Origin of the sequence: Rhizobium esperanzae (genome assembly GCF_002204185.1) — a bacterium.
Lineage (GTDB): Bacteria > Pseudomonadota > Alphaproteobacteria > Rhizobiales > Rhizobiaceae > Rhizobium > Rhizobium esperanzae.
Genome location: NZ_MXPU01000027.1, coordinates 1 through 25,846 on the forward strand (window position 1 = coordinate 1; position 25,846 = coordinate 25,846).

The window sequence follows — 25,846 nt, forward strand, 5'->3', positions numbered from 1 at the left end:
GAATGGTCCCTTGGCCCGAATTGGCATGGATCTTCTCGGCTAGCGCCCGATATTCCCCGGCCTGCTTGGAGTCCGGCGCGTACTGGATCACCGTCATCTTCCTGAGCTCGGCGTGCTGGACGATGTTGTCACGCGGCACAAAGTGGATGAGCTTGGAATTGAGCCTGGCAGCCAGCGCCTCGGAGAGGTCGAGCTCGCGGTCCGTCTGGCGCTCGTTACAGATCAGGCCGCCGAGCCGCACGCCGCCGGAATGGGCATATTTCAGGATGCCCTTGGCGATGTTGTTGGCGGCATAGAGTGCCATCATCTCGCCGGACATCACGATGTAGATCTCCTGGGCCTTGTTCTCACGGATCGGCATCGCGAAGCCACCGCACACCACATCGCCGAGCACGTCATAGGAGACGTAGTCGACATCGTCATAAGCGCCGTTCTCCTCGAGGAAATTGATCGAGGTGATGACGCCGCGCCCGGCGCAGCCGACGCCCGGTTCCGGACCGCCGGACTCCACACACTTGATGCCCTTGTAGCCGGCCTTGAGCACGTCCTCGAGCTCAAGATCTTCCACCGAACCTTCCTGGGCTGCCAGATGCAGAACCGTGTCCTGTGCTTTGGCGTTCAGGATCAGCCGGGTGGAGTCAGCTTTCGGGTCGCATCCGACGATCAGGATCTTCTGCCCGAGGTCGACAAGCGCTGCGAGCGTATTTTGGGAGGTGGTGGACTTGCCGATCCCCCCTTTGCCGTAAAATGCGATTTGACGCAAACCTGACATATCGCCTTCCTTCTCTCGTTCCATCCATCGCTGAGTAAAAGGCCGGCAGCTCGCGCCGCCTCCCAGGGCAGTCTTCAAAACCCGTGCCATGTGGGCCGATCGAGCCGAAGCAAAGGTCTTTTTGTTGGGTTTCAGGAAGTTAGCCCGAGCCAGCACAGGAAACTGGCCAACCAACCCTAATGTCGCCGACCGGACAAAGCCGACAGACGGTGTCGTAAGGGCATCACTTGCACCGCTCGGTCGACCGCGCGGCAGCGCGACCGCGACTATCAGCAGGATCAAACGAAGCTCCGAAAACTGGAGACAATCGCACCCAGCTCCCAATCGAAAAATGGTGAAGCTTTCGATCCCGCAAAACGTCGAGGGCGATCAAATCGCGAACAGTATTGAATAGGCCCGTCCTGCGCCCGAGCTTCTTTCTTGAGTGGAAGACGCCTCGCGACTTGATCATCGGGCAGTTTCCGCCCCTGCCAGGTCGCCCACGAACGGTAAGCCCGCCAGGGAACGACAAACTTTCGGCAATATTGCTCGGCAGCAAACCGCTCAGGAATGGCGCCGAAGTGTTGCGCGGCTGCCCAGCCGGCGTGGACAAAAGTTCTTCAAATAGAAACCGCCGCTCAAGCTCACCACCCCCCGCAGCGACGGCAGCTCCTTTGCAATCGTTGGAAGCAAACAAAGCCTGGTCGCCCGGGCTACAGGGACTCGATCAACTGACTGCGAACTGCTGAAGCTTTTGTTCGCCGTGAGGAATCTGCGACACCCACTCTGGCGCTTGCTAGAGTCACCAGCTTGACCGACGACGGCCGCATTCGAGGACGAGTATCATGTCGTCGAACGCTCGTTGCGTGATCGCCCTTGATGAAAAACCCCTTTTTAGCCAGTTCCAACGCTGCGGCCGGACATGGGGCAACCATTGCTCGATTGACCCCCAGTCTCCAACTTAAGTGGCTCAGCTCTCTTCAATGAGCCCACAGCTAGCAAGGGCAGAGACGAAATCGTGAACGTCGCATTTGGTGACGTCATACCGTTCTGCTTTAAGCTCGCTCAGTATCCTTGGTAGTGTATGCTCGCCGTCCAGTTTCGAAACCAAACCGGCGACCCAAGGCGGAGGAGATTGGATGATCTTTCTTGATTTCCGGGATTCCTTCCCGACCAGATACTCCCGTCCTCGGCTACAAACACCTGATGAGAACGCTTTAATAGCGGCTTAAAGTAGTGCACGAGGGACCTCACTCGGTACGAGGGGCGACATCGCACCTGAATTTGCAGCCGGGACAGACACACCGTCGCCCTTGTTGCAGTTTGGCGTCTTCTTCGCCAATGGCAGAACCGCGGTGGACGGTCCGAAACATAATGCCGTTCATGCTCTTTTCCTCCTCTTCGAGCCTTTCATTGGCCCAACCCATCGCTGGCGATTTTCCAGCTTGTCTAGAAGTATCCCTTAAAGGCGGCTTCGGGAGGCCCATACGGTCGTATGAAGCCCCACTTCACCATTACGGTCGACTCGGCGCCAATTGCTGACAAACAAAACTCCAATCCCTCGGCATGTGGGAGATCCAAAAATCGTGCCAGCTGCGAAAAGAGCCTCAGAAAAAGATTTCCGATTTGTTCAGGGCCTAAGATGCGACTGCGTCAACAGCGCCCGAACAATATCGCGTCGCGTTTCAACAAATCGGCAGCGCCGCATGCGCGCCAATCAACCGCAGACGAGGGAGAAAACTCCGAGCAGCTCCGGCGGTGTTCTGGTACTTGCGCACCTTGAGGCAGGCGCAAGCAGGACGGGCGGTTCTGGCTCCTCGCTGTTTGCAATTGATCTATAACATTGGAGAAATTCACAATGAGCAGCCGCGCATGACGAATGTCGTGAAATCGATTAAATGCAGTTTGGTCGGGACCATAGCGCCGGCCGGCCTGCGAATGACACAGTCGGCGGGGGAGCAGCCTACAGGAATCGAGTTGCAATGCGCGACCGCGGTCCGCCGCCAAACGCGAGCGGAGGTCGGCACTTCCGCATTTCTCGATTCGATTGACGCGATGTCCAACATTTCCTCTTCTAGGCGTGCCGCAACGGGAATAAGCCGAGAACGACCTTTAGGCCCTGCCGTTGGGCAGCAGGCAACGTCGTCCTGTTCCCCTGCTGTTTGGCGCATCTCGCCGGAAACGGCGGACGTGTCGACCGCAGCGGGTAATCGGGACACCTGCCAGCCGAGAGTGAGTGCCAAGCGTGTTGCGGGTGCAGCGGTAGGCCGGCCCACGAAGACCGACCAGAGGTTTCTTCGATCGGTGGGCGCCCAGGCAAAGGGCCTTTGTGGTCGATGTCTTGGGGTCGAAGACAAGGATCTCAGGGTCATTTAGCTTCGAGGGGGGATCTATTGCGGTTATCCATTCGTAATTTTGATCGCAGATCACACCGCCGAAAAAGCAGTTACTCTGCCACGTCAGGCCGATGCCCGAGCGATTTGTTGACCTCCGGGATGATCTTGTCTCCCCAGAGCTCGATTTGCCGCAGCATCGTCTTCTGGTCGAAATCTCCCATTTGGGTCTGGATTGCGATCTGGGTTGGTTTCACGATATCTATCTCTTCCAGTAGCCGATCGATGACGCGATTGACGCTACCAATCGGCAGGTTCTCGCGCATCGTCTCGAAGGAGAGGTCCTGCCGCGTCGGTGTTTCATGCAGCAGATAGCCATCCAGGCTTTGCTGGCGGCGCAGAAGCAATACTTCGGAAAGCCGCCGTTGGAAGCGGGCATTATCGAGATAGCTGTTGATCTCTGCCTCCTCATCGCTGGCATAGCAGCAGCGCAGCAGTGATATCTTCGCGTCCGAAACATTCTTCCCTTTAGAAATTGCGGCTTCTTCGATGCGTTCGCGCAGCACGCTCAAACTGTCCAAACCGTCGTGGAATGCTGTGATCAACAGATTGTGTCCCTCACGATAGGCCCGCCCCATGCTGTTTCCGGACGCCGTAGCGATCCAGATTGGCAGCATTGGCGTCTGGACCGAGCGGACGGATATCGCTGTCGGAGGTATCTTTTCGAACCGTCCGTCGTGCTCGAAGATCTCTGATTGAGACCCTTGACAAGAATGTCCAAACATTCCGAAAAAACAGCCGGCGCCTCTTCGACATTGAGGCCGAAGCGCTCGAACTCAAACTGCTGGTATCCAGAGCCGACGCCGAGCTCGAGCCGGCCGTTGGAAACGATATCGGCCAATCCAATCTCGGAGAGCAGGCGAAGCGGTTGATAGAGCGGCAACACACAGACGGCGGTGCCGAGGCGAATGATGCTCGTTAGGGCGGCGCAGTGCGCCACCATCATCAAGGGCGACGGAACCAGGCTGTAATTGTTGAAGTGATGCTCGGCAAACGATGCAGTTTGGAAGCCAGCTTGCTCTGAAAGAACTACCTGTTCGATGGAGTTGCGGATGATCTCGTCGGACGATTGATGATAACCGCGCCGCGCGGCCAGGAGGAACGTTGCAAATTCCATGATGATTCCTTTGCGGCAGATTAGCGACCGGGGTTCGCCAACTAGACGTGGCGCGTCGGTTATCCGCTCCTCACCCCGCTCGCCGACACGGGCAAAATCAGAAAGCTCGAACGCGTCCGTCTGTTTCGCTTCTCGATGAATGCAGTGCCTCGATCGGGAGCGCTTTGGGTGCATCGTGCACCGGAGTTGCTCTCCTACGACATTGTCGGCTCCGATGGAGCCGCAGCCGGCCGTTTGGTGGATAGTCGACGATCATTGTGCAGCCTCCGCTAAATGTTTTAATGAAGTTTGCCGGCAAATGCCGCATCCCCGGCCGAGCTCCACCCGCCGTCAACGTAAAGGGTAGAGCCGGTCACGTACGATGCAAGGAAGAACGCTGCGTCAGCGACGTCTTCCGGCCGTCCCATCCTTCCCATCGGGATGCGTCGCCTGATTGCTTTCGGATCGACGTGCCGAGCTTTTCCATGTTCGCGACGGCAGGCGTGTGTATGTAGCCAGGAGCGACGGTGGCTGTGCGAATGCCAAGCGGACCAAGTTCGGCCGCCATGCATCGCGTCAGGATTTCCACGCCCGCTCCGGAAGCATCGTAGGCGTGGCGCGGTGCAAAGGGCAGTAATGTGTTGTTCGGTCCCAGATTTAAGATAAGGCTTCCCGGACGCATTACCTTGATCGCCTCGCGCGCAGGTGAAGGCGCCGGTGAGATTCACATCAAGTACGGGCTCGATCTCTGTCGGCATTTGTTCGACCTCTGACACATGATTGTTGGCCGCATTATTGACGAGGACGCCTAGCCGGCCGAAGTGCCTTCGCAATTCCTCGAACAGCGCCACCACGTCACTTTCGACGGCGTCAACGGACCTCGCGTATGCTTGCCACCGAGGAACCCGGCAAGCTCTGCCGCTGCAGCGCCATCTTTGTCGGCAATTACAAGCGCGCCGTTTTCCGCAAAGCGGCGCACAACGGCAGCGCCTATGCAGTCTGCCCCGCCCATGACAAGCGCAATTCGCGCGGTGGAGTGCTCGGCAGGAGGGAAGAGTTCGGCTCGTGGCGTCCCGGGCACTGGCGGGTGCGCCTCGCCCGGTTGATTGAAAGATCTCCAGCCACCGTCGACGATCAGCACAGACCCGGTGATGTAACTCTTGCGCGCTGGCGAGAAAGCGCACCGCTCGGGCAATTTCGTCTGGACGCGCCACGCGACCCATTGGCACCCGGCTGCGCACCGCGGCGAGGTCTATCTTGCCCGCGCGTTCAAGTTCCGAAACCATCGGCGTGCGTACGTATCCCCGCCTGCGGCAAGAGTGTCCACCAGGGCACGGCCTATCCCGCCCGCAGCGCCTGTGATGATGACGATACGTCCGGCTTGTTTCATGAGATAAAAGCTCCCTGACAAACGTTGACGATCTCGAGGCATGAATCCTGATCGATCAAGCCTCATCTTCATCCTCTTGAAGGAATGCAGTCTTCCTAAATGCGTAGACGGGGTCATCGGGACCTGATGCTCCGATCGGCTGCCGGCGGCCGAACTGCTCAGTCTCGGATGCCGCGGCCAAGATCTGCTCCTCGACCAGATCATAGACCACCGTCCGTTCGGCAATTCTCCAATCCCCTCCCTTTTTCAGGAACAGATCGCAATAGCGGCCGCAGATCAGGGCCTGACTTAGCGTTCCGGCCTTGTCCGGTGCGCGTTGCAGTGCGGCGAAGTAACTTTCGACGGCGGCTTTTTCCGGGCTGCTGAACTCAATCAGAATGTTCGTGATTTGATGGATGTTGCGCGGTCCCGTCTTGAAGACACCGAGGGCGAGCTCAATGAAGCCCTCGGCCGAACCGGAATAGGCCCCGTGATTGTCACGTGCATCGGGCCAGTAGGAACTGCGCAGCGCCCCTTCATCGGCGCGGTCTATCCCGCGGCAATAGCGATAGAGGCAGTCGCGGATCGCCTCGCGGTCGAGCAATTCGGTAATTTTTTTTGTGTTTCATCGCTTATCGCACATCTGATATCGGGGGCGCTTGTCCAACCAGTGACGCAGCCAGCTTTCAACTGCTCGGCTGACGTAAGGAAAAACCCTCTCTCTGCTTAGGCATGCATGTAAACAACTGCCCTAGAAGTAGACACCACTGGGAGAGCTGCGGGTAAGGTGTTCGGACAGCGACGGCGCCGTCATGCACCAGTTACGTTGCGTTTCAACCCCCACAATGTTGGTTGAACAAAAGGCGATCAAGCAACGCATCGGAAGTGCAATCTATCTCCAGCGCACGTTCGGGGCAGGATCGAGCGCCTCGCGATGCGAACAATTCGTCCTTCTCCTCAACATCGATTGCACCGGGGAGTATGTATCCCTCGTCGTCAAGATTGAATATTTCGGGCGCTTGGGCCCAACATCTTGCATGACCTTGGCATTTGGCAGTGTGTACTATGATGCGCATGCGGTACTCCATGTCTTTCGTCCTCTCAATTATCAGGACCAGTCCAGGATCAGATTCTCCATTCCAAACACGTGGCCACCATAGGTGATGGGCGCGGTACCATCCTTGATACGGAAGTCAGGAATGCGGGACAGCCACTCCTCCAGGGCGATGACGATCTCCTGCCGGGCAAGGTGTGATCCAAGACAACGATGGGGACCGTACGCAAAAGCGGTGTGGCGATTGTCTTCTCGTGCCAAATCGATCGTGTTCGGATGCTCGAATTCCGCCGGATCACGATTGGCAATCATTGTGGCGCAGGAAACGAAGTCCCCCTTACGGATCGGCGCGCCTTCGAAATTGATATCTTTCGTTGCCACACGGATCATCTGCACGGTCGAATAGGCGCGAAGCAATTCTTCGGCTGCGAGCACGATTCGATGCGGTTTACTCCGCAGCAATTCCTGTTCTTTGGGATTGCGCGCGAGATAGGCGAGGTCAAACCCTATCGCCGTTGCGACCGTGTCCAGTCCGGCGACGAATAGGAGCACGCCAATACCATGGATTTCCTCGTCTCTCAACGCGCGGCCATCGACCTTTGCCTGCACGACGAAGGTCATGAAATCGTCGGCCGGTTGTTTGCGGCGCATGGCTGCAAGTTCATCGATGAACGCCAGAATCGTCCGGGCGGCTGCCGTTCGTCTGATGCCGTCGCCGTGGAGCAGGTCCCTTCCCCAGCCCACAAACGTCTCGAGGCGCTCATCGGATAAGCCGAGCAAACGGAGGAAGATACTAACCGCAAAAGGAAAGGCGAAGTCCGTCAAGACGTCGCAGCTTGTGCTCGACGCGGAAATCTTGGAAATCAGCGCAATCGCCCGATCGCGGACAGCCGGTTCAAGCTCCATTATCCGCTTGGGCGAAAGCAGCGGATTGAGTAGCGAGCGAAACACGCTGTGAGCCGGTGGGTCGAGTTCAAGCGGGATCAACGGCCAGTTTTCGCCAAGCGCCGAGGCGAAAAGGCTCCGATGGCTGGAAAAGGTTCCCGTGTCCTGCAGCAATTTGCGTTGGTCCTGGGCGCGCGTAATGACCCAAGTACCCCGTCCATCGCGCGTATTGCAGGGAGAATAAAAGATCCGCGGCCCATTATGGAGGCAAGCGACAGCTGCGTGCGGATCCCCGTTTGGCATGCGCTCCATGCCGGGCGACGTGAACAGGCTGAAGTCCTTCACCATTTCGGGAGGGACATGTTCTGGAACCCGAATGGTAACCACTGCTTTTCTCCTGCCGTCAAAGACCCTTCGCCGAAAACGAATTTTCCTCGCAGAGGAAACGAGAAAAATCGTGGAGCGCCAGACTACCAACTTCCGCAGCGTGACGCGCCGATAACATGCGATGCAGCGATCAGATCGTCGTGCGGCTCGAAATTTACGCTGGGTTTTGGCCGAAGTCGAAATTCTTAGATGCCTCGCCCGCCTTGCCGATCGGCATCGGAATTTCACGGGCTTCCTCTCTTCCGGTAGAATGAGATCTAAGCAAAACATACATTTTGATTTCATTCGCTCCATGGCGGCCACCAAAGAATGAGTACCGGCCGACAGCTCTTGCCGCCCCGCAAGAACTTCCAAGGTTCGTGCCAATTTGATTGATTTGGCCGGCAAAAAGTTTTTTGATTGCTTTCCCAGCTATTTAGCTTGAGCCAGAACAAAGATTGGCTGCTCAGGCCCGTGTCGCGTATCTAACAAAATCCGACATCAGGTGTCGGATGCCATTATTCAAGCGCGACTAATTTTCCAGCCACCACAGCCGGCAGTCAGAGACCTGCAGCGCGACGCATAACGATGCGCTGATGTACAGCGATGCAGTGGGATAGCTTGAGGGTGTGGTAGCTTTGAATTGCGGCATCGAGCTAAGCGGCCGAATTCCGGGGAACAGCTCGACGCGTGCAACTCCTCTGTCCTAGGATATCAGTTCTACCAGCCCCGACGACGCCACCCTGAGAGGACATCGCGGCGGCAATTTGCCGATTTGGTGTTGCCCAACAGCAATGGAATGGTGGCCTTTGCCGTCAGCCGAAACGGGAGGCGATGCCGCAGAAAGCCCGCTCAGCCGGCGGGGCGAAGATGCCGTCCGAATAAAATGCACAAACGGCCCTGCCTCGCACGGCAAGAGCGTAGGTATGAAGACTTGATCTGGATCAAATCGCAATCCCAATGAAATTGATAGGCATCAAAGACGCGCTGGAAGAAATCGGGATAGCCGAAGTCGCAACGACCGCGTAGTCGTCTCGGCATGCCCGGCATATGCGGTTTTCGAAGGGATCAGGACATGGACGTCGCACGCAGTGAGGTACTCGAGATTGGCACTTCCGTCGCTTGCCGTTCCTGCCAGGCGCGGCACGGCGTCGTTTGCGGCGCCTTGTCGGCTGGCCAGCTTATCGAACTCGGCCGCCACTCGCTGCGCCGCAAGGTCGATGCGGGCTGCGAGATCATCGCACAAGGGTCGGAAAACTCTTTCTATTCGAACATCATGCGCGGCGTGGTGAAGCTCTGCAAGGTGATGCCGGACGGGCGCCAGCAGATCGTTGGCCTGCAATTCGCCCCCGATTTCGTCGGCCGGCCCTTCGTGCGTGAAAGCACGCTGTCGGCCGAGGCCGCGACCGACGCGGAGATCTGCGTGTTCCCCCGCAATTTGCTCGAACGCATGATATTGGAGACCAGGGAATTGCAGCGTAGCCTGCACGCTCAGGCGCTGATCGAGCTGGATGCCGCGCGCGAATGGATGCTGACGCTCGGCCGGCGGACCGCCGAGGAGAAGGTCGCAAGCCTGCTCCACCTCATTGCCGCCCACGCCGAGACGGCGACGGCGACGAGCACCGCCTTCGACCTGTCGCTATCGCGCGCCGAAATCGCCGATTTCCTCGGGCTGACGATCGAAACCGTCAGCCGCCAGCTGACCCGGCTGCGCAAAAGCGGCGTCATCCGCATCGAGAACATCCGGCATATCACCGTGCCCGACATGGATGCGCTCGCAAAGAAAATCAGCGGGTAATTACCACCCGCATATTGGCAGGGCCGGCTTGGCGCGCCAGTGTAAAGAACTGGGCCGCATTGTCGGGATGCAGACGGACGTGCCGCGCGCCGCCACATCGAGCATTCCGGCACAAAACTTTTAGTCCCGGAGCCGCCGGCTTGCAACTCGGGATAGCCGCCGGGCAGGTAGATGGCATCGCCATCGGCGGCCGGCGTCGCCAGCGAGCGGTGAGAGGAGCAAAATCTCAGCCCCGCGGCGCCGCCAGCCGAGCAACATATGCTCGTAGGCCAAAGACTACATCGCGCGCCACGGCGACCCGGGTGCCGATCGGCATCAGCCGATCGATATTGGCGGCTGCGAGTTCTTCACGCCGCGCCCTGCGATATTGGCCATCGCCGTCTGCGTGACGAAATCATCGGAGCAAGTCGCGTGCCTATGCACCGTTCGCGTTTCACCATTTTCGATGCACGGTCCGAGCCTGGCGACCCCTTTTTGTCGGGCCTCAAACATTCTTGTCCCGTTTCAGACAAGAAAAGGTGCGCGGGTAGACATACGCACGAGCAGAACCTCAAACACCGTGACCCGCGCCGGCTTCGTTTCCCGCCGCGACCGGATCGGCGGGCAGCATGCTAAAGTTCTGGTAGGCGGCAGAGACCCTGATCGAGATGCGGTCGGAAGTAGCCAACACAGCGCCCTGCCGTCAGCGCGGGACAAAGGCTTCACAATTCACCTTGCCCGCATAAGCAAGCGCTCGAATACGGCGACGAAGGCTCTGTGCTGACCGCAAGTCCAGTTCCTTCAGGTCAAATGGCATGACGCTTGCTCCCCCGGCGTGTGGGCCGAGGTCGGATTTGTTAGCCGTGACCGAGAGGCCGCACATAAATCTTCCTAGAGGAGCTTCATTGATGACCATGGAAAAGCAGGTCCCTATTGTCACCTTTCGCACGCGGGTTCGCGACGAGTCTATATCCGGTCCCAACCCCTACCGCTGGGAAGACAAGACAACCGACGACTATTTCAGCGGTAAGCGGGTAATCCTTTTTTCCCTGCCAGGCGCCTTCACCCCCACCTGCTCCACTTTCCAACTGCCCGATTTCGAAAGTCTCTATGTCGAGTTTAAGAAGAAGGGCATTGACGAAATCTACTGTCTCTCCGTCAACGATGCCTTCGTCATGAATGCTTGGGGCAAGGCCCAGGGGCTGAAAAATGTCAAGCTTATCCCGGACGGCTCGGGAGAATTCACTCGCAAAATGGGTATGCTCGTCGCCAAGGACAATCTCGGATTCGGTCTGCGCTCCTGGCGCTACGCTGCCGTGATCAATAATGGCGTCGTGGAGGAGTGGTTCGAGGAGGAAGGCTTTGGCGACAACTGCGCAACCGATCCGTATGGCGTCTCTTCACCGCAAAACATTTTGAAATGCCTCAAGACCCCAGCCTTCGCATGAGCAGAGAAGCCAACGGCCAGCAGCTACCACTTGTCGCGCACACCTGCGCCGAACGATAGGAGTTTGCTCGAACCATGAAGTCCTTTACAAGCCTTCATCAGCGTCAGCAGCAATCGCTGGTTATTACACCCCAGCTCATCGAGTCTATTCGCATGCTGCAGCTGGCGCACACCGAACTGAATCAATTCGTGGAACAGGAAATCGAGAAGAACCCATTTCTCGACCTGGCGTCGAATGACAGCGGGGCTTCTGGCGACGTATCGCCGACTGTGGCGGATAATCAAAATATCAGCGCGCGCGAAGACCACGTTGATGGGCCGGCCAGGACGGACATGCCTGAGCTGTCGAGTCCCTGGAAATCAATCCGCGACACAGGCAACCTTTCGCCGGGGGAAAGGCCTTCTCTGGATGAGTTCGCCGCCTCGACTGAGACATTGCACGAACATGTCGCCCATCAGATCGCCCTCACCGCCTTCACACCCCAGGAGCGGCTGATTGCTGGCGCGCTTGCCGATCATCTGGATGACACCGGGTATCTGCAAGTGAACCTTCTGGAGCTAGCAGAGAGGCTAAATAGCCCTGAGGCTAGAGTGAAACTGGTTCTTGAGGCTTTGCAGCTATTTGACCCACCGGGCATTTTTGCGCGAAGTCTGAGCGAATGCCTCGAGATTCAGCTGCGCCAGCGAGACCGGTTCGACCCGGCCATGGCAGCTCTGGTCGCAAATCTCGAGTTACTGGCGCGACGCGACTTTCGAGCACTGAAGCGACGTTGCCGGGTCGATGAAGACGATCTTCTCGATATGTTGAACGAAATCCGTGCCCTTGACCCAAAGCCTGGGAACCAGTTCCAGTCTGCAGGGTCGGAATCCATCATACCCGACGTCTTTGTCCTGCCCTCGCCAGGGGGCGGATGGCAAGTCGAGCTTAATCGGGAGGTTCTGCCCAAGGTACTGATCAACCAAACCTATTTTGCGCAAGTTACTCGCCTAACCGCCCAAAGTTCGAAAGATCAGTCGTTCCTCAACGAATGCTTCCAGAACGCGAGCTGGTTGGTTCGGAGTCTCGATCAGCGCGCCACGACAATCCTCAAGGTGGCGACCGAAATCGTGCGCCACCAGGATGTCTTTCTGGAAGATGGCATTGCCCATCTTCGGCCTCTCAATCTTAAGACCATCGCTGACGCGATCGACATGCACGAGTCCACTGTAAGTCGGGTGACGTCGAACAAATATATTCTCACGCCCCGCGGCGTGTTCGAACTCAAATATTTTTTCACAGTTGCGATCCCCTCCTCACAAGGCGGTGACGCGCACTCGGCCGAAGCTGTGCGCCATCAGATTAGGTCAATTATTGCCGCAGAAACGCTCGATAATGTGCTGTCCGACGATGGCATCGTTGCGAGGCTCAAGGAAACTGGCGTCGACATTGCTCGCCGCACAGTCGCCAAATATCGCGAGGCGATGAACATCCCCTCGTCCGCGCAACGCCGGCGGGAGAAACGGTTTGTACTAGCGGCCGCGGAGGGATAACGGCCTTCGTACCATGGGTCACGCCCTTCCCACAATCCGCAAACCTGAGGCACATGTGACATCATGCTCTGGTCCTTCTCCATAGATCGATTTGATATGGGCTGGCGACCGCAGCCTCGTCACGGGGAGCTTCAAAAGTTGTGCCGGCTGCTTAAGAAATTCTAGAAAAGACTAGATGTCTGCTCCATAGCTCAAGCGCTTTGGCGGCTAAGTGGTTAATCACGAAGCTCGTGCCGAATTTTGATGTCGCGCAATCGACAAATCTGAAAGTAGTTGTCGGCTCCCATTCATTTTCCGCCGAACCGCTAAAATTTCGGTGCGGCGGCAACGAGAGCCTCAACCGGAAATGACAAACGGAGAGACGCGGGCAGACGTTCTGGAGTTGACGCTTTTTCGGGATGTCCGATGTTCGACGACGCAGGAATACAACACACGGGCCGGTGGAGCTCTTGGTCTTCCTCACCGCTTGGCACGGTGCATGCACGGTAATCCGAAATGCGCCATCGAACAGAAAGGAATCATCCCATGATCAAGCTCACAGAGAATGCCGCTGCCATCATGAACGTCGCGCTTTCCCGAGCCGAGCAGGCGGAAGGCTTTCGCATCGCGGTCGAGGCAGGTGGGTGCGCCGGCTACAAATACCTGGTGGGGCTGGAGAGTGTCCAGGGCCAGGGCGACGCGGTGATCGAAACAGATGGGGTCAAGGTGTTCGTTGACGCCGGCTCCCAAGCACACATCAACGGCATGACGATCGACTTTGTGACGGGGCCCGAATCCTCCGGTTTTGTCTTCGACAATCCCAATGCGCAACAAAAGTGCACATGCGGCAAATCTTTCGGCTGATCACCGGGAAAGGGAGAGAGCCCATGTGGAATTATAGCGAAACGGTCATGATTTCCTTGTTCGATCAGAAGAACGACGGCATGCAGGAAAATCCCGTCATTGAGACCGGGGCAGCCGATGGTAGAGGGCCTGAATTGATCATCGGAGTCGACCCAAAGGTGGAAGCGTTTACGGTGACACCGTCGTCCTTGCGTTGCCACCCAGCAACCGCCTCCTCGTCAGCGCTGGCCGAACTCATAACCCGAAAGCCCGCTGATAAAGCGCCTCGGACCGTCCGTCAGGAGACAGCAGGCTTTTTAGACTGTTTGCTGCCGGAGAAAAACGTCTGCTCATCCACGGATTATCCTGAGGCAGCAAAATTTCGTGGCGGACATCCGGGCAAGGATCACGAAGGTGACGCCCCATCTTCAAACAGTTCCGTGCCGATGAAGGGTGAGCGAAGAAGCGTGCGTGTCAAGAAGCTCGATTCCATGACCAAGTCGCTCACTTCGCTAGGTTTGGCTGTAGCCGGACGACACTCGTCCAAGCCGTCGAAGACGTGTCAGGGGTTTATACAGTACTGGTCGTCGAAAGCCTCGTTCCGGCAGAAGAAGACCATCAGACCGCCACAACAGAAATCTGAGGCCTTGAGAAGTTGGCAGGGTCGAACTCGATGTTGTAGCCGACAATCGCGTCGGGCAGGAGCAAAAAATCGCCGCCGCCTGCAACAGTTCAGTTCTCAGCGACAAGCTAGGCTGACGACCCACCTAGTTAAGCCGCCGCGGCGAATCCAGCCATTGGAAACGGCGCGAGCGCAAAGCGTTCCTCCCTTTCTGCTGATAGCGGCGATGCGACATTATCGACGCCAACGAGATCGCGCGACGCGCCTTCCAGCCCGCGCTGGCTGCCCGAGGCCAGCAAACAACAGCATGTACAAGACGCTGAAGCATTATCACCGCGTCCCCTCAGTCGAGATTGACCCATGAGAGCGATCTATCTCGACAATAATGCAACGACCAGGGTCGATCCTGAAGTGGTTGAAGCCATGCTGCCGTTCTTTGCGGATCAGTTTGGAAACCCTTCGTCGGCACACGCTTTTGGCTCCTCCATCCGCGAGGCGGTGAGGAAGGCGCGCCGGCAATTGCAAGCGCTGATCGGCGCCGAGTTCGATCATGAGATCGTGTTCACCTCGGGGGGGACGGAAAGCGACAATACAGCAATCATTTCGGCGCTGGAGGTGATGCCTGAGCGCACAGAGATCGTGACCTCCGCAGTCGAGCATTCAGCGGTGCTGACACTCTGCGGCCATCTGGAGAAGACGCGCGGCGTGAAGGTACACAGGATCCCAGTGGATCGGCATGGACGTCTCGATCTTGACGCCTACGAGAACGCCCTCACTCATCGCGTAGCGATTGTTTCGATCATGTGGGCGAACAACGAGACGGGAACCATTTTTCCGGTCGCTAAGCTTGCCGACATGGCCAAGAGGATCGGTGCACTTTTCCACACGGACGCGGTCCAGGCGGTCGGTAAGGTTCCAATGAACCTCCAACCTACTGCAATCGACATGCTGTCGTTGTCCGGACACAAATTCCATGGACCAAAAGGAATCGGCGCACTCTATCTTAGACGGGGCGTATCTTTCTCCTCACTGGTCAAGGGAGGTCATCAGGAGCGCGACCGACGCGCAGGGACAGAAAATACGGCCGGGATTGTAGGTTTAGGCAAGGCTGCCGAACTCGCCTTGAAATCAATGGACGACGAGACGACCCGATTAAGGTCGCTCCGAGATCGATTGGAGAACGGCATCGTCCAGCGTGTTCCAGGCGCCTTCGTAACCGGCGATCGGCTTAAGAGGTTGCCAAACACGGCGAACATCGCCTTTCAACGTGTCGAAGGCGACAGTATGCTCCTTCTTCTCAATCGCTATGGCATCGCCTGCTCTTCCGGGTCTGCCTGCTCCTCCGGTTCGCCGGAGCCGAGCCATGTCTTGAGGGCAATGGACATCCCTCATGCCGTGGCGCACGGAACAATCCGCTTCTCGTTCTCGCGCGATAACTGTGAGGAGGATGTCGACCGGGTGCTCGAAGTTTTACCTGGCATCGTTGAGAAGCTGCGGAGCCAATCCCGTTCCGGCCACGTGGCCGACACGAGCAGCCGGGTTCGTTCAGGGGAGTAGTAGCAGGCACGCTCATGAAACGGCAATTCCTTCTCACCGATACGACCTGCATTACGGCGAACCTTCACCGGCATCGTATGAACGATCAGAGAAAAGCTGGGGCTCGTTCAGTCACACAGATCGCCGGTTCACCGCCAATGCGTGTTCATGAGGGCGTCCCGCGCCACATCATCTTATTGGATCTCTCGACACCATCGGTGGATCGATTTCGACCACCAGCCTATGCCGATTCCAGTAGCAACGCGACTGCCTTGCGGGAAACCGCGTCGAACCGCGCATTCCGTATGTTGCAGTTTAAGCTACGGGAGAACGGTCTCGAGATCACCGCTCACGACAAGGGGAAATCTTATGTGCCGTTGCTCCGCTGACAGCAGTCCCATCAATGTCGAGGATATCCTCAATCGGCTGAAATGTCTCTCAGCTGCGGAGGAGTTCTTCGCAGCCCTCGGGGTCCGCTATGACCCGAAGGTTCTCGATGTCTCACGACTCCATATCATGAAGCGTATGGGCCAATACCTCGCGGCAGAGGACTTCTCCCATCTCCCTGACCAGGTAATCGCTGCTCGTGCCCGTGCCATACTGGAAAGGGCCTACTGTGATTTCGCCACCTCCGCGCCGCTCACGCACCGGGTCTTCAAGGTGCTCAGGGACCACAATCCGGACAGACCTGTCACACCCGGCCGCACCATTATCCCGTTGGACTCCTTCCTGAAGCCGTTCGAAAAGGAATGAGCACGGTTGCGACACGACAATGTCGGGAAGCCTACAATTCAGTCATATGCTAGCAACGCCGGAATTAAAGCCGTTTCAAGGGGATAGCGAATGCCAAACGGTTGGCACGAATGATGCACGCAAGCATATGTACTGACAAGCCGGCCACCCATAGAGGGAGGGAGTAAGAAACCGCCATGCACATAGTTATCTGTATCAAACAGGTACCGGACTCCGCACAAATACGAGTGCATCCGGTGACGAACACAATCATGCGTCAGGGGGTGCCAACCATCATCAACCCCTATGATCTGTTCGCCCTTGAGGAGGCACTCCAGTTGCGCGACCGCCATGGAGGCGAGGTGACCGTGCTCACCATGGGGCCGCCCATGGCAGAGGACGCGTTGCGCAAGGCGCTCACTTACGGCGCCGACCGCGCCGTACTCTTGACCGACCGTCATTTTGCCGGCTCCGACACTCTGGCAACCTCGTTTGCTCTTTCGCAAGCCATCGCGAAGATCGGAGAGGCCTTCGGTACGCCCGATATCGTCTTTACGGGCAAACAGACCATCGACGGCGATACCGCCCAGGTTGGGCCTGGCATCGCCAAGCGCCTGGACCTCCTGCAGCTCACCTACGTGGCGAAAATCGTCTCTGTCGACATCAATGGGCGCGAGATTACGGTGGAGCGCCGCTCGGAAGGGGGCACGCAGACGCTGTTGAGCAAGCTCCCTTGCCTGATTACAATGCTCGAAGGCACAAACGAAATCCGCCGCGGCTCGCTCGATGACGCGCTACGGGCCGCGCGCAGCCAGATCGTGAAGTGGAATGCGGCCGACGCTGGCATAGAGGACCTCACCAAGTGCGGCCTGCGTGGCTCGCCAACCGTCGTTAAGAGGGTCTTTGCCCCTCCTGAGCGGCCGAAAAAGGCGGAGCAGATCGATACCGCGGAAAAAACGCCGCGCGATCTCGCGGAGGAGTTGATCGCTGGGATCTTTTTGCGCCAGCCGGCGCTCGAAAGCGAACTCGCCTTTGACGGCGAAGCGTAAAGGCAAGGAGCGACGATGTTGAGCACGAATCGAGAGAGCCCTCCTCCAGCCGTTGGCCGTGCCGCCATGAAGAAAGAGCTGCCCGAACAGTTTAAGGACCATCGGCACGTTTGGGTCTTCATCGAGCTGGAGCGCGACCAAGTCCATCCCGTCTCCTTCGAGCTGCTCGGCGAAGGCCGCAAACTCGCCGACAAGCTGGGCGTCCAGCTTGCCGGCGTCGTTCTCGGACCGCCGGAAGAGGCCACGTGGTTTGCCGTCGCCGAGGCTTTTGCATATGGCGCCGACCTTGCCTACCTCATCGAGGCCCCACTGCTCGCCGACTATCGAAACGAGCCCTTCACCAAAGCATTGACGGATCTGGTTACTAACTACAAACCGGAAATCCTTCTTTTAGGGGCAACGACGCTCGGGCGCGACCTTGCCGGTTCCGTGGCGACGACCTTGTTGACAGGGCTCACGGCGGATTGCACCGAACTTGATGTGGATGCGGACGGCTCGCTTGCGGCGACCCGGCCGACTTTCGGCGGCTCCTTGCTGTGCACGATCTACACGCTCAACTGCCGGCCGCAGATGGCAACGGTTCGGCCGAGGGTCATGGCCATGCCGCCGCGCGGAAATAATAAGATCGGACGCGTCATTCGACACAAAGTGTCGATGATCGAGGAAGAGATCGTCACTAAGGTCCTCGGTTTCTTGTCTGATGGTCAGTCGGAGACGGCGAATCTCGCCTATGCGGATGTCGTGGTTGCTGGAGGCCTCGGTCTCGGCGCGGTGGAGAACGTGAAGCTTATGAAGAAACTCGCGCGGACGATCGGGGCCGATTATGGCTGTTCGCGCCCCCTCGTCCAAAAGGGCTGGATGCCTGCTGATCGGCAGATCGGCCAAACTGGCAAAACTATCCGGCCGAAGCTCTACATAGCGGCCGGCATTTCCGGCGCCATCCAGCATCGCGTTGGCGTCGAGGGAGCTGATCTTATTTTAGCCATTAACACCGATCCTAACGCGCCGATTTTTGATTTCGCTCACCTTGGCGTGGTCACCGATGCGATCCGTCTACTGCCGTCATTGACGGAACTATTCACCCATCGACTGTCGCCGCACAGTCGCGATAAGCTTGCAAACTGAGGGCGCCCCATGACCGAGGAAAACTTCGACGCCATAGTTATCGGGGCCGGCATGGCCGGAAACGCAGCTGCTTACACGATGTCGAGCCGCGGCATGAAGGTGCTGCAATTGGAGCGCGGCGAGTATCCGGGCTCCAAGAATGTGCAGGGCGCCATCATGTACGCGGACATGCTGGAGAAAATCCTGCCGGACTTCCGGGATGATGCGCCACTGGAGCGGCACTTGGTCGAGCAGCGCTTCTGGATGATGGACGACTCATCCCACATCGGTATGCAATACCGGTCGGACGACTTCAACGAGTCAAGACCCAATCGCTACACGGTCATTCGCGCCCAATTCGACAAATGGTTTTCACGCAAGGTGCGCGAGGCCGGAGCTACTCTTCTATGCGAGACGACCGTGACGGAACTCGTTCGTGATCCAAAGGGCAGGGTGATTGGCGTTCGCACCGACCGCGCCGGCGACGTGATCCTTGCTGACGTGGTCGTTCTCGCAGAGGGCGTCAATGGACTGCTCGGCACGCGGGCTGGGTTGCGTGACACGCCAAAGCCGGAAACTGTCGCGCTCGCCGTCAAGGAAATGCATTTCCTGGCCGAAGAGGTGATTGACCAGCGGTTCGGCCTCAAGGCCAATGAAGGCTGCGTCATCGAGGCAGTTGGCACGATCTCTCGCAACATGGCCGGGCTTGCCTTCCTCTACACCAACAAAGAATCGATCTCGATCGGGATTGGCTGCCTTGTCTCCGAATTCGCGGCAACAATGGAAAGTCCTTATGACCTGCTCGAAAAATTCAAAACCCATCCCTCGGTCAAGCCGCTGATCGCAGGATCGGAAGTCAAGGAATATGCGGCTCATCTCATTCCAGAAGGTGGTTACAAGGCAATTCCGCAGCTTTTTGGTGACGGCTGGGTCGTCGTCGGCGACGCGGCACAGCTTAATAATGCGGTGCACCGCGAGGGGTCCAACCTCGCCATGACGTCGGGGCGCATCGCCGGCGAAGCAATCGTCCAGATCAAGAACCGCAAGAAGCCGATGGACAAGGAGCACCTCTCCCTTTACAAGTCGATGCTTGACAATTCATTCGTCATCAAAGACTTGCGGAAGTACAAGGACATGCCTGCCCTGCTGCACACCAATTCCCGCAATTTCTTCACGACTTATCCAAAATTGCTGTCGCAGGCCGCACAGAACTTTGTGCGAGTGGACGGCACCCCGAAGATCGACAAGGAACGGGCGACCACGGCCACCTTCATCAAGGCACGCTCGCGCTGGGGGCTGTTTGGTGATGCGGTCCGCTTGGCGCGCGCGTGGCGATAAAGGAAAGATGAGATGACGGTTGCAGTGACGAACATACGCGTAGAGGACAAGCTTTACCAAAATCGATATGTGGTCGATGCCGGACGTCCGCATATTCGGGTGCGTCCACACGAGTGGCCGAGCGTAAATCTGTATGCCCTGACAGGTGTCTGTCCGGCCAAGTGCTACGAATTGAATGACCAGGGCCAAGTGGAGGTCATCGCCGACGGGTGCATGGAGTGCGGCACGTGCCGCGTACTCTGTGAGGCAAGTGGAGATATCGAGTGGAACTATCCGAGAGGCGGTTTCGGCGTTCTCTTCAAGTTCGGATAAAGGTTTGCAACTCAACGACTCAGAACCAACTTGGGTTTGCAGACAGGCGCATCGGAAACTTGCAGAGGTGCGCGTTGCGGATTGGCATTAGAAATTACTATAAATACATGCAAGCAGGGGTTATAAGAAACGTTAGACAACCCAAGGCCATATAATGACCCACATGCCCGCGCGATCGGTCGATGGAGTGGAGCCCCTATCTGCGCTACCTGCTGGACCCATGCGCCAAGCGGGCAGCGGAATCTACCAGATATCAAAGGTCCTAACTGCCCCCGCCCGGCTAGAGATCACGCTTGCCAACGTCGTGAACATCCTCTCTTCCTTTCTGCAGATTCGACAGGGAGCAATCGTTGTTCTGGACGCTGGAGGTCATCCCGAGATTGCCGCAACTGGCGACATCCCCCCATCCTCTCAATTAGCCGCTCGAGGCGTTATACCGAAGGCCGTAATCGACCATATCGTGACAACCGGTATGCCCTTTATCGTAAAGGATGTTGGCAAGTCCGAATTGTTTCAGGCTGATCCGCAACCGCCTTGGAGCAGCGGCACCGTCCCGATTTCTTTTGTTGGCGTTCCGGTAAAAGCCGATAACAAAATAATTGGCACAATATCGGTCGATCGCGTCAGGAACGACGCCGCCCCCTTCCCCGCCGACGAGGACGTTCGCTTTCTGACCATGGTCGCCAATCTGGTCAGCCGGACGATCCGGCTTCATCGCTTCCTGAACCTGGAGAGTCGGCGACTTATCGGCGAACAAGAGAGACCGGAGAAGCCGATCAACACGCAAAGGGGCGCCCCGGGCCGACATCCACCCGTCAAAATCGACGGGATTGTCGGGGATAGCCCGGCTCTCCAGCAGGTGGTTGAAACCGTCTCGGTGGTGGCAAGGACGAATTCCACCGTGCTTCTGCGGGGCGAAAGCGGCACCGGCAAGGAATTTTTTGCTCAGGCGATCCATGAGCTTTCCCCTCGTAGAAACAAGCCGTTCGTCAAATTGAACTGCGCCGCGCTGCCTGAAGGCGTCCTGGAATCGGAGTTGTTTGGGCATGAAAAGGGCGCTTTCACCGGGGCCATCGCGCAGCGTGCCGGACGCTTCGAACTGGCAAATGGCGGAACGCTTCTGCTTGACGAGATTGGCGAGATTTCGCCCGCCTTTCAAGCCAAGCTGCTGCGCGTCCTGCAGGAAGGCGAGCTGGAGCGAGTGGGCGGGACCAAGACGCTTGCGGTCGACGTCCGGCTCATATGCGCCACGAATAAAAACCTCGAAATGGCTGTTGCAAACGCCGAATTCAGGGCCGACCTGTATTACCGCATCAGCGTAGTTCCAATTGTCCTGCCGCCGCTTCGAGAGCGACCCGGCGATATTCCACGCCTTGCGAAAGCTCTTCTTGACCGATTCAACAAGGAGAACGAAAGCGAGCTTACGTTTTCGCCGTCGGCGATCGAGGTGATGTCGCAATGCTATTTCCCAGGCAACGTCCGGGAACTCGAAAACTGCGTGCGAAGGACTGCTACCCTTGCACGTTCAAGCTCGATCGTTTCGTCTGATTTTGCCTGCAAGAACAGTCAGTGCCTTTCGTCGCTCCTCTGGAAAGGAACCGACGGGTCGCCCAGCGGCAATACCATCGATGGGCGTGCCCGGAGCAATGTGATGCCGGCTGCATCGCCGCGCTCGAGCGGGAACGTCGGTGCGTCGGACGAGGTGTCTTCCGTCAAGGCCTGTGATCCGAACGGTTCCGGTTGTCCCGCAATGGAGTCGCGCCTCACGCAACGGGACCGGCTGATCGAGGCGATGGAAAAGGCCGGGTGGGTTCAGGCCAAGGCGGCTCGTATCCTCGGCCTTACGCCACGTCAGGTCGGCTATGCTTTACGCCAGCATCGCATCGAGGTGAAAAAGCTTTAAGCGTCCAAGTGACTTTTGGACCTTCTCGCATTTTCAATGCCTGGTTTTATGGCTTCGGCCAACTCCTTTGTCGACTGTCGAAAGCTCGACAAATCTGTGTCAGAACACGGTCGGAATCGAACAACAATAAGCAAATTATTGAAGCGAAATCCAATGCTTGGGATGGCATGGCTTTTGCGTTTTGAAACGCGACGTCAACTAGCAACGGAGCATTCAATGTCCGCACCGATGATTTCGCTTGAGAGTGTGACCAGCACGACATCCTCGGATCAATTGCTGGTGACCGCGAAACCGAGTGGCTGCACATCCTCGTCATGTGGCGTGTCCACTAAGCCGGCCGACATGGACCAGGCTATCTGGGCGAAGATCAAAAACCACCCCTGCTATTCAGAAGAAGCTCACCATTATTTCGCGCGCATGCATGTCGCGGTCGCACCAGCCTGCAATATCCAGTGCAACTATTGCAACCGTAAATATGACTGCGCCAACGAAAGCCGGCCTGGGGTAGTCTCGGAAAAGTTGACGCCAGACCAAGCGCGGCGCAAGGTCATTGCCGTCGCCAACGAAGTGCCGCAGCTTTCCGTGCTGGGTGTCGCCGGACCGGGCGATGCCTGTTACGACTGGAAGAAGACAAAGGAAACGTTCGAACGAGTCGCGGGCGAGATCCACGACATCAAGCTGTGCATCTCCACCAACGGGCTTGCGCTGCCGGATCACGTCGTCGAACTTGTCGACATGAATGTCGATCATGTGACAATCACGATCAACATGGTTGACCCTGAAATCGGCGCAAAGATCTATCCCTGGATCTTTTACCACAACCGTCGTTACACCGGCATCGAAGGCGCCAGAATCCTGCACGAGCGGCAGATGTTGGGCCTGGAGATGCTGACCGCGCGCGGCATCCTCACTAAGGTCAATTCGGTGATGATCCCTGGCGTCAACGACGAACACCTGGTCGAGGTAAACAAATGGGTCAAGGAGCGGGGGGCGTTCCTGCACAACGTCATGCCGCTTATTTCCGATCCGGCCCATGGCACCTACTACGGCTTGACGGGACAGCGCGGCCCGCGGGCGCTCGAATTGAAGGCGCTCCAGGATCGTCTCGAAGGCGGCGCAAAGCTGATGCGCCATTGTCGGCAGTGCAGGGCCGACGCCGTCGGCCTGCTTGGGGATGATCGCGGCCAGGAGTTCGCACTCGACCAGATTCCCGAAGAGATCACCTATGACGCCCATAAGCGCGAGGCCTATCGGGAAGTGGTCGCGCGCGAACGCGGCGATCACGCGACCGCCAAGAGCGAGGCAATCGAGACAGTCAAAGCAGCCGGCGACGGGTCCCTCCACGTCGCGGTCGCGACAAAGGGTGGCGGTCGCATCAACGAGCACTTCGGCCATGCGAAGGAATTCCAAGTATACGAAGCTACGTCGAGAGGCATCACCTACGTCGGGCATCGCAGGATTGAACAGTATTGCCTCGGAGGCATGGGCGAGGAAGCCACCCTCGACGCCATCATAACTGCGCTGGAGGGCATTGACGTCGTGCTATGCGCCAAGATCGGGGAGTGCCCTAAGAATCGGCTCACGGAGGCCGGGGTTCGGGCAACGGATGCTTATTGCTATGACTACATCGAGACCGCCATCGGCACCCTTTACGCCGCCAAGTTTGGCGTCGAACCACAAGCGGCGACGGCGTGAGCGCTCTTAATCCAACATCTTCAGGAGTTTTAAAATGGCCTTCAGGATCATAGCGTCCCAATGCACCCAGTGCGGTGCCTGCGAGTTCGAATGCCCCTCCGGCGCGATCAGGTTCAAAGGAGAGATCTACGTTATCGACGCGGAAAAATGCACCGAATGCAAGGGCACCTTTGAAACGCAGCAATGCGCGGAGGTTTGTCCCGTGCCGAAGACCTGCGTCGCCGCCGCACCTGCGATTTGACCTTCAGCATGGTCGGGGCTCCTGCGGAGAAGCCGCCTGCAATGACATCCTGCAGCTCCCAGAAGGAGGAACGCCGATGGGCCTTGGACGTGAACAGGAGGTCGAAATCCACAAGCCTCCACGATTTATACCCGGCGAGCGGGTGAGGGCCAGACTTCACGTAAAGAATGACGGCACCTATGCTGGCAAAAACATCGGCGAAAATTTGGTGCGGAAGGGCGACGAAGGCTATGTGCGCGACATCGGCACCTTTCTCCAGCAGTTTTACATCTATGCCGTCGAATGGGTCGAACATGGCACTATCGTCGGCATGCGTGCGCGTGAACTGACGAGCCTAGACAACGCCGCTGCTCGCGGCGCTGCTGAAATCGCGGGGCCCCCAACGAAGGAATAGCGACATGAAGATAATGATTCGCAGAACGAGCGCCGGCTTGTCGGCTTACGTACCAAAGAAAGATCTCGAAGAGCCGATCGTAGACGTCGAGACTGATGACTTGTGGGGCGGCACGGTCACACTCAGGAACGGCTGGAGGCTCGTCCTGCCCAAGCTATCGCGGGATACGCCTCTGCCGATCACCGTCCAAGCAAGGAAGATTCCTGACGAGGACTGATGCTGCAATGACAGACAAGAGAAACCAGCATGAACACAATCTTGACCTCGGACCGTCTCCTAATCGTTCGCAACGGTGACGCGGAAAAAAGACTTAAGCTGCTTCAGGAAGCGCTCGCTGCGGATCGGATCATTCCCTATCTCGGTCCGGATCTCCTTCGGCTGCAATCCACGGAACCACCTGTACCGGACACCCCGGAAGCCGTCTCCGCGGCACTCAACAAACGCACACTTGCTCCCTCCAGGATACGCAGCAATATGTGGTCAGTCGCGCAGTTCATTGAACAGCGACGGCATCGCCGGACGCTTCAGACCTGGATGGCAGAAATATTTGGAGCACCCGTGGCGCCGACGGCCCTCCACGACTGGCTCGCGACGTTGCCGATCTCCCTTATCGTCGACGGCTGGTACGACGGGACAATGCGTGCGGCTTTCGCGAAGACCGGTCGAACGGATGTCGTCGAGATGCAAGGCGTCACGCGTGCGAACGGCGGCGGCGACATTTGGACAAAAACTTACGATCTCTCCGGGAGAGACGTCGAACGCGTCTCAGCGCCAAAGACGGTCCTCTATGCGCCGCACGGCAGTGTTATGCCAGCCTCGAACTTTCTAGTGTCCGATTCCGATTACGTGGAAGTCCTAACCGAAATTGATATCCAGACGCCAATTCCTGAAATGGTGAAAGAACGGCGTACAGATCGCGGTTTTCTTTTCATTGGCTGCCGCTTCAACGATCAAATGCTCCGGATCTACGCTCGACAGATCATCAAGCGCTCCCACGGCCCCCACTTTGCAGTACTTGATGCGGAAGGCCTTACCAAAAACGAGCGGCGTTTCCTTGCAGCGAGCGCAATCACGGTTGTCGACCTGCCGACCGGCGAAGCCGCGGCTCTGCTTGTCCCATTTGGCATTAAGACGGATGGTGAGGAAGGCCACACGGCTTCCGGTTCGAATTTCCGTAGCGGCTAGGGTGTAGCCGCAGATAGAAAGTGCTCTGTTTCTGCTAAGTTCGAATGTCATACTGCCCAGGTTTGCTGACGTGGTGGCGATGAGCGCGCGTGATCTCTGCAGCGGATCGAGGCTCTGTCGCAGGTGATCGACGGCAAGATCGGGGACGACCGCAGATTTACTGTTCGCTCAATGCCATGCGGAGGACCGATGGTTATCAAAAAAAAACCTAAACAATTCCCACTACGCGGCAGAACCGCGGCCGG

The 25,846-nt window shown here is 57.6% G+C and carries 26 protein-coding genes and 4 pseudogenes; 19 read left to right on the forward strand and 11 right to left on the reverse strand.

What is annotated here, in order from left to right; all coding sequences use genetic code 11:
- From nifH to B5E41_RS32850, 6 genes and pseudogenes are all read right to left on the reverse strand, one after another.
- The coding region (nifH, locus tag B5E41_RS27965; protein ID WP_088396972.1) for a nitrogenase iron protein at nt 1-772 on the reverse strand (772 nt) is incomplete at its 3' end.
- 949 nt (nt 773-1,721) lie between these two features.
- Nucleotides 1,722-1,862 carry a hypothetical protein gene (locus B5E41_RS32725; protein WP_342588090.1) on the reverse strand — a complete coding sequence of 47 codons (141 nt, stop codon included), beginning with the start codon at nt 1,860-1,862 and terminating at the stop codon, nt 1,722-1,724.
- Between the two features lie 1,335 nt (nt 1,863-3,197).
- Nucleotides 3,198-4,435, reverse strand: a pseudogene (locus tag B5E41_RS27975) (LLM class flavin-dependent oxidoreductase).
- 104 nt (nt 4,436-4,539) lie between these two features.
- Entirely contained in the window at nt 4,540-4,677 is a 138-nt protein-coding gene (locus tag B5E41_RS32840) for an SDR family oxidoreductase (protein WP_425350147.1), read from the reverse strand.
- The gene (locus B5E41_RS32845) at nt 4,614-4,922 is read right to left on the reverse strand and encodes an SDR family oxidoreductase (protein WP_210191827.1); all 309 of its coding nucleotides are present in this window, start codon (nt 4,920-4,922) and stop codon (nt 4,614-4,616) included. Before B5E41_RS32845 ends, B5E41_RS32840 begins: the two co-directional genes overlap by 64 nt.
- A 73-nt stretch (nt 4,923-4,995) precedes the next feature.
- A pseudogene (locus B5E41_RS32850) lies at nt 4,996-5,094 on the reverse strand (hypothetical protein); the annotation flags it as partial.
- Nucleotides 5,095-5,126: 32 nt separating this feature from the next.
- Here B5E41_RS32850 and B5E41_RS32855 point away from each other — a divergent pair.
- Nucleotides 5,127-5,648 carry a hypothetical protein gene (locus tag B5E41_RS32855; protein ID WP_245303169.1) on the forward strand — a complete coding sequence of 174 codons (522 nt, stop codon included), beginning with the start codon at nt 5,127-5,129 and terminating at the stop codon, nt 5,646-5,648.
- A 37-nt stretch (nt 5,649-5,685) separates the two neighbouring features.
- On the opposite strand, the gene B5E41_RS27985 is transcribed toward B5E41_RS32855, so the two are convergent.
- The 3 genes from B5E41_RS27985 to B5E41_RS27995 form a co-directional block, all read right to left on the reverse strand.
- Nucleotides 5,686-6,213 (reverse strand): nuclear transport factor 2 family protein, encoded by a 528-nt coding sequence (locus B5E41_RS27985; protein ID WP_088396948.1) that lies wholly within the window; start codon nt 6,211-6,213, stop codon nt 5,686-5,688.
- Nucleotides 6,214-6,442: 229 nt separating this feature from the next.
- On the reverse strand, nt 6,443-6,697 hold the full coding sequence (locus tag B5E41_RS27990; RefSeq protein ID WP_007636857.1) for a ferredoxin: 255 nt from the start codon (nt 6,695-6,697) through the stop codon (nt 6,443-6,445).
- A 20-nt stretch (nt 6,698-6,717) separates the two neighbouring features.
- Nucleotides 6,718-7,896 (reverse strand): cytochrome P450, encoded by a 1,179-nt coding sequence (locus B5E41_RS27995; protein ID WP_176439507.1) that lies wholly within the window; start codon nt 7,894-7,896, stop codon nt 6,718-6,720.
- 1,093 nt (nt 7,897-8,989) lie between these two features.
- Here B5E41_RS27995 and B5E41_RS28000 point away from each other — a divergent pair.
- Complete coding sequence (locus B5E41_RS28000) at nt 8,990-9,712, forward strand: Crp/Fnr family transcriptional regulator (RefSeq protein WP_088396950.1); 723 nt, start codon at nt 8,990-8,992, stop codon at nt 9,710-9,712.
- On the opposite strand, the pseudogene B5E41_RS28005 reads toward B5E41_RS28000, so the two are convergent.
- Both B5E41_RS28005 and B5E41_RS32490 read right to left on the reverse strand, forming a co-directional pair.
- Nucleotides 9,702-9,791, reverse strand: a pseudogene (locus B5E41_RS28005) (L,D-transpeptidase); the annotation flags it as partial. The gene B5E41_RS28000 and the pseudogene B5E41_RS28005 overlap by 11 nt on opposite strands.
- Nucleotides 9,785-10,052, reverse strand: a pseudogene (locus tag B5E41_RS32490) (cobyrinate a,c-diamide synthase); the annotation flags it as partial. The pseudogenes B5E41_RS28005 and B5E41_RS32490, both read right to left, overlap by 7 nt.
- A gap of 547 nt (nt 10,053-10,599) precedes the next feature.
- Between B5E41_RS32490 and B5E41_RS28015 the strand changes: the two are divergent.
- From B5E41_RS28015 to B5E41_RS28095, 17 genes are all read left to right on the forward strand, one after another.
- Nucleotides 10,600-11,139 (forward strand): peroxiredoxin, encoded by a 540-nt coding sequence (locus B5E41_RS28015; protein WP_037080445.1) that lies wholly within the window; start codon nt 10,600-10,602, stop codon nt 11,137-11,139.
- A 74-nt stretch (nt 11,140-11,213) separates the two neighbouring features.
- The gene (gene rpoN / locus B5E41_RS28020) at nt 11,214-12,668 is read left to right on the forward strand and encodes an RNA polymerase factor sigma-54 (RefSeq protein ID WP_088396951.1); all 1,455 of its coding nucleotides are present in this window, start codon (nt 11,214-11,216) and stop codon (nt 12,666-12,668) included.
- A gap of 525 nt (nt 12,669-13,193) precedes the next feature.
- On the forward strand, nt 13,194-13,511 hold the full coding sequence (locus B5E41_RS28030; protein ID WP_007636868.1) for a HesB/IscA family protein: 318 nt from the start codon (nt 13,194-13,196) through the stop codon (nt 13,509-13,511).
- A gap of 23 nt (nt 13,512-13,534) precedes the next feature.
- A complete protein-coding gene (locus tag B5E41_RS28035) occupies nt 13,535-14,476 on the forward strand; it encodes a nitrogen fixation protein (RefSeq protein WP_088396952.1) in 942 nt (313 codons plus the stop codon).
- Nucleotides 14,473-15,669: a cysteine desulfurase NifS gene (gene nifS, locus B5E41_RS28040; protein ID WP_088396953.1), complete on the forward strand. Its 1,197-nt coding sequence runs from the start codon at nt 14,473-14,475 to the stop codon at nt 15,667-15,669. Before B5E41_RS28035 ends, nifS begins: the two co-directional genes overlap by 4 nt.
- 14 nt (nt 15,670-15,683) lie before the next feature.
- Nucleotides 15,684-16,037, forward strand: a complete 354-nt coding sequence (locus B5E41_RS31470) for a hypothetical protein (RefSeq protein ID WP_141098819.1) — start codon at nt 15,684-15,686, stop codon at nt 16,035-16,037.
- Nucleotides 16,018-16,401 (forward strand): nitrogenase stabilizing/protective protein NifW, encoded by a 384-nt coding sequence (nifW, locus tag B5E41_RS28045; protein ID WP_007636875.1) that lies wholly within the window; start codon nt 16,018-16,020, stop codon nt 16,399-16,401. Before B5E41_RS31470 ends, nifW begins: the two co-directional genes overlap by 20 nt.
- Before the next feature lie 176 nt (nt 16,402-16,577).
- A complete protein-coding gene (locus B5E41_RS28050; protein ID WP_088396954.1) occupies nt 16,578-17,429 on the forward strand; it encodes an electron transfer flavoprotein subunit beta/FixA family protein in 852 nt (283 codons plus the stop codon).
- A 15-nt stretch (nt 17,430-17,444) separates the two neighbouring features.
- Entirely contained in the window at nt 17,445-18,554 is a 1,110-nt protein-coding gene (locus B5E41_RS28055) for an electron transfer flavoprotein subunit alpha/FixB family protein (protein WP_088396955.1), read from the forward strand.
- Between the two features lie 9 nt (nt 18,555-18,563).
- The gene (locus B5E41_RS28060; protein WP_088396956.1) at nt 18,564-19,871 is read left to right on the forward strand and encodes an FAD-binding protein; all 1,308 of its coding nucleotides are present in this window, start codon (nt 18,564-18,566) and stop codon (nt 19,869-19,871) included.
- A 12-nt stretch (nt 19,872-19,883) separates the two neighbouring features.
- The gene (locus tag B5E41_RS28065) at nt 19,884-20,183 is read left to right on the forward strand and encodes a ferredoxin family protein (RefSeq protein ID WP_007636883.1); all 300 of its coding nucleotides are present in this window, start codon (nt 19,884-19,886) and stop codon (nt 20,181-20,183) included.
- 220 nt (nt 20,184-20,403) lie between these two features.
- Entirely contained in the window at nt 20,404-22,086 is a 1,683-nt protein-coding gene (nifA, locus tag B5E41_RS28070) for a nif-specific transcriptional activator NifA (RefSeq protein WP_088396957.1), read from the forward strand.
- A gap of 216 nt (nt 22,087-22,302) precedes the next feature.
- Entirely contained in the window at nt 22,303-23,781 is a 1,479-nt protein-coding gene (nifB, locus tag B5E41_RS28075; protein ID WP_088396958.1) for a nitrogenase cofactor biosynthesis protein NifB, read from the forward strand.
- A gap of 34 nt (nt 23,782-23,815) precedes the next feature.
- A complete protein-coding gene (locus B5E41_RS28080; RefSeq protein WP_082366400.1) occupies nt 23,816-24,022 on the forward strand; it encodes a 4Fe-4S binding protein in 207 nt (68 codons plus the stop codon).
- A 76-nt stretch (nt 24,023-24,098) separates the two neighbouring features.
- Entirely contained in the window at nt 24,099-24,416 is a 318-nt protein-coding gene (locus B5E41_RS28085; RefSeq protein ID WP_088396959.1) for a nitrogen fixation protein NifZ, read from the forward strand.
- Nucleotides 24,417-24,420: 4 nt separating this feature from the next.
- The gene (gene nifT, locus B5E41_RS28090) at nt 24,421-24,633 is read left to right on the forward strand and encodes a putative nitrogen fixation protein NifT (RefSeq protein ID WP_007636888.1); all 213 of its coding nucleotides are present in this window, start codon (nt 24,421-24,423) and stop codon (nt 24,631-24,633) included.
- Between the two features lie 29 nt (nt 24,634-24,662).
- Nucleotides 24,663-25,601 (forward strand): SIR2 family NAD-dependent protein deacylase, encoded by a 939-nt coding sequence (locus tag B5E41_RS28095; protein WP_088396960.1) that lies wholly within the window; start codon nt 24,663-24,665, stop codon nt 25,599-25,601.
- The last annotated feature ends 245 nt before the right edge of the window (nt 25,602-25,846 follow it).

Excerpts from the sequence above, each read along its gene's own strand:
- nifA (WP_088396957.1), top strand. The coding sequence starts at position 20,404 with ATGCGCCAAGCGGGCAGCGGAATCTACCAGATATCAAAGGTCCTAACT.
- B5E41_RS32840 (WP_425350147.1), bottom strand. The coding sequence starts at position 4,677 with ATGGGAAGGATGGGACGGCCGGAAGACGTCGCTGACGCAGCGTTCTTC.
- B5E41_RS28050 (WP_088396954.1), top strand. The coding sequence starts at position 16,578 with ATGCACATAGTTATCTGTATCAAACAGGTACCGGACTCCGCACAAATA.
- nifS (WP_088396953.1), top strand. The coding sequence starts at position 14,473 with ATGAGAGCGATCTATCTCGACAATAATGCAACGACCAGGGTCGATCCT.
- B5E41_RS28015 (WP_037080445.1), top strand. The coding sequence starts at position 10,600 with ATGACCATGGAAAAGCAGGTCCCTATTGTCACCTTTCGCACGCGGGTT.
- B5E41_RS28085 (WP_088396959.1), top strand. The coding sequence starts at position 24,099 with ATGGGCCTTGGACGTGAACAGGAGGTCGAAATCCACAAGCCTCCACGA.
- B5E41_RS32845 (WP_210191827.1), bottom strand. The coding sequence starts at position 4,922 with ATGCGTCCGGGAAGCCTTATCTTAAATCTGGGACCGAACAACACATTA.
- B5E41_RS31470 (WP_141098819.1), top strand. The coding sequence starts at position 15,684 with ATGAAACGGCAATTCCTTCTCACCGATACGACCTGCATTACGGCGAAC.
- B5E41_RS28030 (WP_007636868.1), top strand. The coding sequence starts at position 13,194 with ATGATCAAGCTCACAGAGAATGCCGCTGCCATCATGAACGTCGCGCTT.
- nifT (WP_007636888.1), top strand. The coding sequence starts at position 24,421 with ATGAAGATAATGATTCGCAGAACGAGCGCCGGCTTGTCGGCTTACGTA.
- B5E41_RS28095 (WP_088396960.1), top strand. The coding sequence starts at position 24,663 with ATGAACACAATCTTGACCTCGGACCGTCTCCTAATCGTTCGCAACGGT.
- B5E41_RS28000 (WP_088396950.1), top strand. The coding sequence starts at position 8,990 with ATGGACGTCGCACGCAGTGAGGTACTCGAGATTGGCACTTCCGTCGCT.
- B5E41_RS28035 (WP_088396952.1), top strand. The coding sequence starts at position 13,535 with ATGTGGAATTATAGCGAAACGGTCATGATTTCCTTGTTCGATCAGAAG.
- nifB (WP_088396958.1), top strand. The coding sequence starts at position 22,303 with ATGTCCGCACCGATGATTTCGCTTGAGAGTGTGACCAGCACGACATCC.
- B5E41_RS27995 (WP_176439507.1), bottom strand. The coding sequence starts at position 7,896 with ATGGTGAAGGACTTCAGCCTGTTCACGTCGCCCGGCATGGAGCGCATG.
- B5E41_RS28060 (WP_088396956.1), top strand. The coding sequence starts at position 18,564 with ATGACCGAGGAAAACTTCGACGCCATAGTTATCGGGGCCGGCATGGCC.
- B5E41_RS28055 (WP_088396955.1), top strand. The coding sequence starts at position 17,445 with ATGTTGAGCACGAATCGAGAGAGCCCTCCTCCAGCCGTTGGCCGTGCC.
- B5E41_RS27990 (WP_007636857.1), bottom strand. The coding sequence starts at position 6,697 with ATGGAGTACCGCATGCGCATCATAGTACACACTGCCAAATGCCAAGGT.
- B5E41_RS28065 (WP_007636883.1), top strand. The coding sequence starts at position 19,884 with ATGACGGTTGCAGTGACGAACATACGCGTAGAGGACAAGCTTTACCAA.
- B5E41_RS28080 (WP_082366400.1), top strand. The coding sequence starts at position 23,816 with ATGGCCTTCAGGATCATAGCGTCCCAATGCACCCAGTGCGGTGCCTGC.
- rpoN (WP_088396951.1), top strand. The coding sequence starts at position 11,214 with ATGAAGTCCTTTACAAGCCTTCATCAGCGTCAGCAGCAATCGCTGGTT.
- nifW (WP_007636875.1), top strand. The coding sequence starts at position 16,018 with ATGTGCCGTTGCTCCGCTGACAGCAGTCCCATCAATGTCGAGGATATC.
- B5E41_RS32855 (WP_245303169.1), top strand. The coding sequence starts at position 5,127 with ATGCTTGCCACCGAGGAACCCGGCAAGCTCTGCCGCTGCAGCGCCATC.